At 65.6% G+C, this 9,716-nt stretch carries 8 protein-coding genes; all 8 read left to right on the top strand.

The annotated features are described in order from the left end of the window. The coding region (locus Q0331_RS10690; protein WP_298076337.1) for an RNA methyltransferase at positions 1–312 on the top strand (312 nt) is incomplete at its 5' end. An 84-nt stretch (positions 313–396) separates the two neighbouring features. Continuing rightward, positions 397–1,452 (top strand): phenylalanine--tRNA ligase subunit alpha, encoded by a 1,056-nt coding sequence (pheS, locus tag Q0331_RS10685; protein ID WP_011273440.1) that lies wholly within the window; start codon positions 397–399, stop codon positions 1,450–1,452. 80 nt (positions 1,453–1,532) lie between these two features. After that, a complete protein-coding gene (gene pheT / locus Q0331_RS10680) occupies positions 1,533–4,091 on the top strand; it encodes a phenylalanine--tRNA ligase subunit beta (protein WP_298076336.1) in 2,559 nt (852 codons plus the stop codon). Between the two features lie 63 nt (positions 4,092–4,154). After that, a complete protein-coding gene (gene argC, locus Q0331_RS10675; protein WP_298076335.1) occupies positions 4,155–5,180 on the top strand; it encodes an N-acetyl-gamma-glutamyl-phosphate reductase in 1,026 nt (341 codons plus the stop codon). Positions 5,181–5,189: 9 nt separating this feature from the next. Next, positions 5,190–6,407: a bifunctional glutamate N-acetyltransferase/amino-acid acetyltransferase ArgJ gene (gene argJ, locus Q0331_RS10670; RefSeq protein ID WP_298076334.1), complete on the top strand. Its 1,218-nt coding sequence runs from the start codon at positions 5,190–5,192 to the stop codon at positions 6,405–6,407. Positions 6,408–6,499: 92 nt separating this feature from the next. Further along, complete coding sequence (gene argB / locus Q0331_RS10665; protein ID WP_298076333.1) at positions 6,500–7,453, top strand: acetylglutamate kinase; 954 nt, start codon at positions 6,500–6,502, stop codon at positions 7,451–7,453. Then, positions 7,450–8,664, top strand: a complete 1,215-nt coding sequence (locus tag Q0331_RS10660; protein WP_298076332.1) for an acetylornithine transaminase — start codon at positions 7,450–7,452, stop codon at positions 8,662–8,664. Before argB ends, Q0331_RS10660 begins: the two co-directional genes overlap by 4 nt. 40 nt (positions 8,665–8,704) lie before the next feature. Beyond that, complete coding sequence (gene argF, locus Q0331_RS10655) at positions 8,705–9,631, top strand: ornithine carbamoyltransferase (protein WP_298076338.1); 927 nt, start codon at positions 8,705–8,707, stop codon at positions 9,629–9,631. Positions 9,632–9,716 lie beyond the last annotated feature (85 nt).

Genomic DNA, 9,716 nt, shown 5'->3' with positions numbered 1-9,716 from the left:
ACCAACGTGAAGGACGTGTTGGGCCAGCTGCGTGCCCAAGGGCTGCAGATTCTCGCCACCGCGGCCGATGGTGAGGTCAGCCTGGATGATGCGGGGGAGATCCTCACCAAGCCCACCGCGTGGCTGTTCGGTAATGAGGCGCACGGGCTGGGCGAGGAGCTTCTGGCCGAGGCGGACCTGAGGGTTTCTATCCCGATCCGTGGGCGTGCGGAATCCCTCAACCTTGCCACTGCGGCCTCCATCTGCATGTATGAATCGTCCCGCATCCAAGCGGCGGCGCGCGAGGCTGCCGGGGGAGCAGTCGAAGACTGATAGCCCCAACTCGGTGCGGCAGTGGGCCAGCCGGGTATTATTAACGAGGTTAAGCCGTGCACGTAGATAGAGGAGCGCACTGAAGTGACGGATTCCGCGGACACTCCCCAGGTAGAGCTTTCGGAGCAGGGGCTCAACGCCGCAGCAGACGCAGCCGAGAAGGCCTTTGCCGAGGCTGCAAATCTGGAGGAACTGGCGGCCGCTCGCCGCGAGCACCTGGGCGACGATGCCCCCATTCCGGCCGCCCGCCGTAGCCTGGGCAGCCTGCCGAAGGATCAGCGCAAGGACGCTGGTCGCCTGGTGAATATGGCGCGGGGTCGCGTCGAAAAGCGCTTTGCCCAGGTCAAGGCCGAGCTCGAGCGTAAGCGCAACGAGGAAGTCCTGCGCGCCGAGCGCATCGACGTCACCGAGCCGACCACCCGCGGCCAGCGCGGCGCCCAGCACCCGATCACCATCCTGTCCGAGCAGATCGCTGACATCTTCGTCGGCATGGGCTGGGAGATCGCCGATGGCCCGGAGGTCGAGGCAGAGTACTTCAACTTCGACTCCCTGAACTTCATCCCAGACCACCCTGCGCGCACGCTGCAGGACACCTTCCACATCGCTCCGGAGGGTTCCGGCCAGGTGCTGCGCACCCACACCTCTCCGGTGCAGATGCGCACGATGCTCTCCCGCGACCTGCCGATATACATCGCCTGCCCGGGGCGCGTGTTCCGCACCGATGAGCTGGACGCCACCCACACCCCCGTGTTCCACCAGGTGGAAGGCCTGGCCGTGGATAAAGGGCTGACGATGGCACACCTGAAGGGAACGCTGGATCACTTGGCCAAGACTCTGTTCGGTGAGGAGGCCAAGACCCGCATCCGCCCGAACTACTTCCCGTTCACCGAGCCCTCCGCAGAGGTGGATGTCTGGTTCGCCGACAAGAAGGGCGGCGCCGGCTGGATCGAGTGGGGCGGCTGCGGCATGGTCAACCCGAACGTCTTGATCGCCGCGGGCGTGGATCCGGAGGAGTACTCCGGCTTCGCCTTCGGCATGGGCATCGAACGCACCCTGCAGTTCCGCAACGGCCTGCCCGACATGCGCGACATGGTGGAGGGCGATGTGCGCTTCACCCTGCCGTTCGGCGTGCGCCGCTAGAGAAACTTAAAAAACCCCAGAGCAACAGAGCATCCCAGAGCACCCCATCTAAAGCCCCAATCAAGGATCTTTCGAAAATCATGCTTATTTCCCAGTCGTGGCTGACCCGAATCCTGCAGACCTCCAACCCGCAGTGGAGCGTGAGCGCCGAGGAGTTCGACGCCGGCTTCGTCCGCGTTGGCTTCGAGACCGAGGGGTACGAGGCGATCCCCGAAACCACCGGCCCGCTGGTGATCGGTCGCGTCGAAAAGATCGAGGAGCTCACCGAGTTCAAGAAGCCGATCCGTTACTGTGACGTCAACGTCGGCCAGGCCAACGGCACCGGCGAGCTGCAGCACATCATCTGTGGCGCGCGGAACTTCGCCGAGGGCGACAACGTCGTCATCGCCCTGCCCGGCACGGTACTGCCCGGCCCGTTCGAGATCTCAGCGCGTAAGACTTACGGCAAGATCTCCGAGGGCATGATCTGTTCTGCGATGGAGGTGGGCCTGGCCAACCAGCAGAACCCGGGGATCATGACTATTTCTGACGCCGATTTGGCCAGCGCCAACCTCAAGGTAGGTGACGATGCGCGTGGGCTGCTGGGGTTGCAGGACACCATCTTCGACGTGAACATCACCCCGGATCGCGGCTACGCACTGTCGGCCAGGGGACTTGCCCGCGAATTGGCGTCCAGCTTCGACCTGCAGTTCCGCGACCCGGCGCAGGATCCGGCAGCAGCAGCGATGCGCAACGACCTTTTCGCCGGCCTGCCCGGCACCGACGGCGAGGTGCAGGCGCTGAAGGTCGACGAGGACACGAAGTGCTCCAAGTTCGGCATGCGCAAGGTCACTGGCATCGACCCACAGGCGGAATCCCCGCTGTGGCTGCAGCGCGAGCTGATGCTGTGCGGCCAGCGCCCCGTGAACCCGGCGACGGACGTGACGAACTACGTGATGTTCCTGCTGGGTCAGCCCATGCACGCCTTCGACGCGGACAAGGTCACCGGAGAGCTGCACGTTCGCCTGGCACAGAAGGGGGAGAAGCTGACCACGCTGGATGACGTGGAGCGCACCCTTGATCCTGAGGACGTGGTGATCTCCGACGAGTCCGACATCCAGTCGCTGGCTGGCGTGATGGGTGGCTCGACCTCCGAGATCTCCGAGACGACCACCAACGTGCTGTTCGAGGCCGCGCACTGGGACCAGATCACTGTGGCCCGCACGTGCCGCCGCCACAAGCTTTCCTCCGAGGCCTCCCGCCGTTTCGAGCGCGGCACGGACGCCGCCATCATCGAGGACGCGCTGGACTTTGCCGTCGCGCTGCTGGTGAACATCGCTGGCGGCGAGGTGGAGGAGGGACGCACCCTGGTCGGTGCGGTTCCGGAGATGCCGATGATCACCATTCACACCTCCCTGCCGGGCAAGACCGCGGGCAAGATTTACCCGGATGGCACCACCATTTCCCGCCTGCGGGAGGTCGGTTGCGAGGTGCGCGAGACCGGCTCTCGCGACGACAACGGTGCTCGCGAGATCGAGGTCACCCCGCCGACTTGGCGCCCGGACCTGACGATGGCAGCCGACCTGGTGGAGGAGGTTCTGCGCCTGGAGGGGCTGGAGGACATCCCCTCTATCGTCCCGACCGCCCCGGCCGGCCGCGGCTACACCCCGCGCCAGCGGATGCGCCGCAACGTGGGCCAGGCTCTGGCCTGGGCGGGTTACGCAGAGATCCTGCCGACACCGTTTATTGCCAACGACGTGTTCGACGTGTGGGACCTGCCTGCGGATGACCCACGCCGCCTGACGGTGAAGGTGCAGAACCCGCTGGAGAGCGACTACGCCTGCATCGGCACCACTCTGCTGCCGTCCATGATTGAATCCCTGCGCCGCAACGTCACCCGTGGCCAGCGCGACGTAGCCCTCTACGGTGTGGAGCAGGTCTCGGTGCCGAAGTCGGCTAAGCCGTTTTCGCCGATGCCTTCTGTAAAGCAGCGCCCGGGGGCAGAAGAGCTGCAGGAGCTGCTGGATTCCCTGCCCGCCCAGCCGCTCCACGTAGCCGTTGTGGCTACGGGTAACCGCCAGCTGCAGGGCACCTGGGGCGAGCCGGAGGCCTTCACTGCGGCCGACGCCATCGAATCCGCCCGTGTGGTAGCCCGTGCCGCCGGCGTGGAGATCACCGTGCGCAACGCGGAATACCTGCCGTGGCACCCGGGCCGCTGCGCTGAGATCCTGGTGGGCGACAAGGTCGTTGGCCACGCTGGCGAGCTGCACCCGCAGGTCTGCGAGCGCGCGGAGCTGCCGCCGCGCACCGTGGCCATGGAGATGAACCTGGATGAGCTGCCGTTGGAGGAGACCTTCCCGCGCCCGGTACTGTCTGCCTTCCCGGCGGTGCTGCAGGACATCGCGGTTGTCGTTGACGAGGCCACCCCGGCCCAGGATGTTGAGGATGCCTTGCGTGCTGGCGCTGGCGAGCTGTTGGAGGAGATCCGACTGTTCGACGTCTACCACTCCGAGTCCCTGGGTGAGGGCAAGCGCTCGCTGACCTTCAGCCTGCGCTTCCGTGCGCCCGACCGCACCCTAACGGAGGAAGAGGCCAGCAAGTCCCGCGAGGCCGCCCTGCAGTCCGCCACCGAGAAGGTGGGCGCGCAGCTTCGCGCCTAACTGCATAATTCCCACGAATCTGAATAATTTGCACTTCGGGTTTAAATAGGGCAGAATCGTCCTATGTTGAAAATTGCAGTAGCAGGCGCTAGCGGGTACGCGGGTGGCGAGGCTCTTCGCCTCCTATTGAATCACCCCGGCTACGGCGTGGACTTCGAAATCGGTTCGCTGACCGGCGGTTCCAACGCGGGCACGCGATTCGGCGAACTCAACCCCGGGCTGCCCGCCCTGGCGGATCGCGTTCTCGAAGAGACGACGGAGGATGTTCTCCGCGGGCACGACGCTGCAATCCTGGCCCTCCCGCACGGGGTGTCCGCCGCCCTGGATCTGCCGGAATCCATGAAGGTCGTGGACTGCGGCGCGGACTACCGCCTGAAGAATGCCAACCACTGGGCCCGCTTCTACGGCACCCCGCACGCCGGCACCCGCACCTATGGCATCCCGGAGATGCCGGGGCGCCGGGAGGAGATCGCGGCCACCAACTACGTCGCCGCCCCCGGTTGCTTCCCGACCGGCGCCACGATGGCTCTCATGCCCGCTATCGCCAGCGGCCTTATGGCCCCGCAGATCAGCGTAGTTTCCGTCACCGGCACCACCGGCGCTGGCAAGAAGGCCGCCGTGAACCTGCTGGGCTCAGAGACGATGGGTAACCTGCGCGCCTACGGCGTGGGCACCCACCGCCACGCTCCGGAGATCAAGCAGAGCGTTGAGGAGCTGCTCGCCCCTGGCTATTCCTCGGACGACGTCCACGTGACCTTCACCCCGGTGCTGGCCCCGCTGACCCGCGGCATCCTCACCACCGTCACCGCTCCCGCGCGTGGTCAGGCGAGCGATATCCGCCGCGCCTACGAGAAGTTCTGTGCCAGCGAGCCCTTCCTGCACCTGCTGCCGGAGGGCCAGCAGCCGGAGGTGAAGAGCGTCGTCGGCTCCAACATGGTGCACATCCAAGTGGAGGTCTCCGACGGCATGGTCATCGCCACCAGTGCCATCGATAACCTCACCAAGGGCACCGCAGGTGCCGCCATCCAATGCCTCAACCTGATGTTCGGTTGGGAAGAAACCGCGGGTCTCCCGCAGACGGGGCTCTGATTCAAAGCTATGACTAACGCAGAGAAGAACAATCCGGATACCAGCACTGCCCAAGGTTCCTCCGCGGACCTCGGCGTGACCGTTCCCAAGGGCTTTAGCGCCGCAGCCGTGACGGCGGGGATCAAACCCTCCGGCAAGTCGGATATGGCTCTGATCCGCAACGACGGGCCCGATGCCATCGCCGCCGCCATGTTCACCTGCAATCAGGTCACCGCCGCTCCCGTTCGCTACACCAAGGCGAATAACGATGGCACCTTCCGCGCCGTCGTCGTCAATTCCGGCAACGCCAACGCCTGCAACGGAGCCCAGGGCGACAAGGATGCGCGCGCTACCGCCGAGAAGACCGCCGAGCTGCTGGGATGCCAGCCCGGCGACGTTGCCGTGTGCTCCACCGGCCTGATCGGCGATGTGCTGCCGATGGATAAGGTCTTCGCCGGAGTCGGCGAACTCGCCGGCGAGCTCGACCAGTCCATCACCGCCGGCAACGATGCTGCCCGCGCCATCATGACCACCGACCTCGTCGCTAAGGAGGCCGTCTACCACGGCGAAGGTTGGTCCATCGGCGCCATGGGCAAGGGTGTCGGCATGATGGCCCCGTCGCTGGCTACGATGCTCGTGTTTATTACTACGGACGCCCACCTGCCCAGCGCCGACATGGCCCACGAGGCTCTGGCGGGCGCCACTCCGACAACCTTCGACTGCATCGACATCGACGGCGCGACCTCTACCAATGACACTGTGCTGCTGATGGCCTCCGGCGCTTCCGGCATCACCCCGGACGCAGAGGAATTCAACGCTGCGATCCACCAGGTGTGCCTCGATATTGCGATGCAGCTACAGGCGGACGCTGAGGGCGTCACAAAGAGAGTGTCCATCACCGTCGGCGGCGCAGAAACGGACGCGGACGCACAGACCGCAGCGCGCGTCATCGGCCGCGACAACCTGTTTAAGTGCGCGATGTTCGGCTCCGACCCGAACTGGGGTCGCGTGCTGGCTGCCGTGGGCATGGCGCCGGTGAAGATGAACCCGGAGGCCATCAGTGTGTCCTTCAACGGTCACCCGGTGTGCATTAACTCCACGGGCGCGCCCGGCGCCCGCACGGTGGATCTTTCGGGCGCCGACATCGCCGTTGAGGTGGACCTCGGCGTGGGCGAGGGGCGTGCGACGGTGTGGACGACCGACCTGTCGTACTCCTACGTGGAGATCAACTCGGAATACTCCACCTAGTTCATACAGCTCACCCAGTTCATCCAGCTCACACAGTTCGCCCAGTTCACCCAGAGCTCACCCGCACAACGGACCTAGCAGGAAACACACCAATGAACCCCAAACACACTCCCATCGATACCACCGGGCTGACCCCCGAGCTGCGCAGCCATGTGCTGGCCGAGGCTCTGCCGTGGCTTCTGCACTACCGCGACAAGATCGTGGTGGTGAAGTACGGCGGTAACGCGATGATCGACGAAGACCTGAAGCGCGCCTTCGCCGCCGACATGGTCTTCCTGCGCGCCATCGGCGCCCGCCCGGTCGTGGTCCACGGCGGCGGCCCGCAGATCAACGAGATGCTGAAGACCGTCGGCCTGGAAGGCGAGTTTAAGGGCGGCTTCCGCGTGACCACGCCGGAGGTCATGGAGTACGTCCGCATGGTGCTGTTCGGCAAGGTCGGTCGCGAGCTGGTCGGGCTGATCAACGAGCACGGACCCTACGCCGTCGGCGCCTCGGGCGAGGATGCCGGGCTGTTCACCGCCTCCAAGCGCCTGATCACCATCGACGGGGAAGAGGTCGACCTGGGCCGGGTGGGGCAGATCGAGCACGTCGATGCTGAAAGCCTGATCGACCTCATCGACGCCGGCCGCATCCCCGTGGTCTCCACGGTCGCACCGGATGACCAGGGGCGTATCTACAACATCAACGCCGACACCGCCGCCGGCGCGCTGGCCGGCGCCCTGGGTGCCGAGAGGCTCGTGATGCTCACCAACGTCAAGGGCCTGTACACCGACTGGCCGAACAAGGAATCGCTGGTATCCAGCCTGACCCCGGAGCAGCTCTCCGACCTGTTGCCCAACCTGGATTCCGGCATGGTGCCGAAGATGGAGGCCTGCCTGGACGCGCTGCGCAGCGGCGTGCAGGCCGCGCACGTCATCGACGGCCGCATCCCGCACTCCGTAATCTTGGAGCTGATGACCACCGGCGGTATCGGCACCATGATCTGCCCCGCGGGCTGGGAAGACATCACCAGCCCCGACATCAACTATCGGGAGGATCTCCCATGACCCAGAACCTAGAGAACTCAACCAACGACTGGCAGGGCCACTGGAACGCCGCGCTGTTCGAAACCTACGGCACCCCGCCGCGCGAGCTGGTTTCTGGCCGTGGCACCATCGTCACCGACGCGGCGGGCAATGAGTACCTCGACCTGCTGTCCGGTATTGCCGTGAACGCTCTGGGGCACGCTCACCCTGCCATTGTGGACGCCGTGACGAATCAGATCGCCACACTCAGCCATACGTCTAACTTGTTCGCCCACCCGCAGGTGATCAAGCTCGCCGAGCGGCTGAAAGGCCTGCTGGGGGAGCAGAGTGGGGAGGCCGCCGAGGCGGCGGCCGGTGCCCGTGTGTTCTTCTCCAACTCTGGCGCCGAGGCCAACGAGGCCGCCTTCAAGATCGCCCGCGCCACCGGCAAGACCAAGATCCTGGCCGCCGAGCGTGGCTTCCACGGCCGCACCATGGGCGCCCTCGCCCTGACCGGCCAGCCGGACAAGCAGGAGCCCTTCAAGCCCCTACCCGGCGGCGTGGAGTACTACCCCTACGGCGACATCGAAGCCCTGCGGGAGATGGCGGACGACGACACTGCCGCGATTTTCCTGGAGTCCATCCAGGGCGAAACCGGCGTGATCCCCGCCCCGGACGGCTTCCTCGCCGCCGTGCGGGAGCTGTGCGATGCCCACAACATCCTCATGGTCGTCGACGAGGTTCAGGCCGGCATGGGCCGCACCGGCCAGTGGTTCGGCTTCCAGCACGAGGCCGGGGTGCTGCCGGACGTCATCACCATGGCCAAGGGACTGGGCGGCGGCCTGCCGATCGGCGCCACCCTCGCTCTGCCGAAGGCGCAGCTGCTGGCCAAGGGGATGCACGGAACCACCTTCGGCGGCAATCCCGTCGTCTGCGCGGCGGCGAATGCCGTCATCGACACGATCGAATCCGAGGACCTGCTGGCCAACGTCGCCGCCCAGTCGCAGGCTATCCGCGACGGCCTGGCCGACCACCCCAGTGTGCAGACCATCCGCGGCCGCGGGCTGATGCTTGGCATCGTCCTGGATGCGCCCCTTGACCTGGATCCGCTGGACTACGGGCTGATCGTCAACAAGCCCCAGCCCGATGTGATCCGCCTGGTCCCGCCGCTGAATATTTCGGCGGATGAGGTGCAGCGGGGCGTCACAAAGATTAGGCAGATGCTGGACGACAACCGCGCGCAGAACCAGTAACCACAAAAAGAACGGAAGACACCACATGACTAACCTGCACCTGCAGACAAAGGGGCCGCTGCGCCACATGCTGGCCGACGACGACCTCACCCCGGAAGAGCAGGCCGAAGTGCTGGCGCTGGCCGAGGAGCTGAAGGACAACCGCTACGGCAACGGCTACCGCAACCTGCTGGAGCGCCGCTCCGTCGCCGTGCTGTTCGACAAGACCTCTACGCGCACGCGCTTTTCTTTTGACGCCGGCATCACCGAGCTGGGCGGTAACGCCATCGTCGTAGACAGTGGAAGCTCGCAGATGGGGAAGGGGGAGACCTTCCAGGACACCGGCGCGGTCCTGTCCCGGTACGTCACTGCGATTGTCTGGCGCACCGGTGCGCACGACAACCTCCACCAGATGGCGGAGACCGCGGGCGTGCCGATCGTCAACTCCCTGTCCGACGACTTCCACCCCTGCCAGATCCTCGCGGACCTGGTGACCATCAAGGAGCACAAGGGCGAGCTCAAGGGTCTGAACGCGGTGTACTTCGGCGACGGCGCGAACAACATGGCCAACAGCTACATGCTGGGCTTCGCCACGGCGGGAGTGAACATCACCATCGCGGCGCCAGAGGGCTTCCAGCCGGAGGCGGAGTTCGTAGAGCGCGCTAAGAAGCGTGCCGAGCTGACCGGCGCGACCGTGACCGTCACCGACAAGGTGGACGCCACGGGGGCGGACGTGGTGATTACCGACACCTGGCTGTCCATGGGACAGGATGCCTCCGAAGACCGCAGCGCGCTGCGGGCCTACCAGGTGGACCAGAAGCTGATGGGCACCGCCAAGGACGATGCGATATTCCTGCACTGTCTGCCGGCCTACCGCGGTAGTGAGGTGACGCCGGAAGTTATCGACGGGCCGCAGTCCGTGGTATTCGACGAGGCGGAAAACCGCCTGCACGCACAGAAGGCGCTGCTGGTATGGCTTCTTCGCTGACCCGCACAGCCCGGCAGGACATGATCGGGCGCATCATCGGTGCCGAGAAAGTCGGCAGCCAGCGCGAGCTTCTGGGAATCCTGGT

It is taken from the genome of uncultured Corynebacterium sp. (genome assembly GCF_937999985.1).
GTDB lineage: Bacteria > Actinomycetota > Actinomycetes > Mycobacteriales > Mycobacteriaceae > Corynebacterium.
This window is presented reverse-complemented; position numbering and strand designations above follow the sequence as displayed.